This window comes from Belnapia sp. AC561, from assembly GCF_979252845.1.
In genome coordinates, this window is record NZ_CEEDBP010000142.1 from 1 (window position 1) to 318 (window position 318).

The window sequence follows — 318 nt, forward strand, 5'->3', positions numbered from 1 at the left end:
TGGCGCGCCCCGCCCAGGGCAGAAGCTGGAAGAGCAAAGCAAGGCCGACCTGATGATGCGTGCGCGGGACATGAACATTCCGGGCCGCTCAAGCATGCGCAAAGCCGAGCTGGTGTCGGCCCTGAAGAAAGCGTCCTGAGGAGTTCACCAATGGCTAATCCGGGTTATCTCGAACGTTTGCTTGCCGTCGCCGGCGGCGCGTTGCTGATTCGCAAAGGCATGGCCGTGAAGGGCGTGCTCGGCGCGGCTGACATCGTCTTGGGCGCCGTCGCCATCTACCGCGGCCTAGGCCGTGCGCGTCATCCGGCACCGCCGAGG

At 65.4% G+C, this 318-nt stretch carries 1 protein-coding gene; it reads left to right on the forward strand.

Going from position 1 to position 318, the window contains the following annotated elements; genetic code table 11:
* Positions 1-25: 25 nt before the first annotated feature.
* Positions 26-139, forward strand: coding sequence for a Rho termination factor N-terminal domain-containing protein (locus tag AC0IW9_RS30485; protein ID WP_471652055.1), 114 nt, complete (start codon positions 26-28; stop codon positions 137-139).
* Positions 140-318 lie beyond the last annotated feature (179 nt).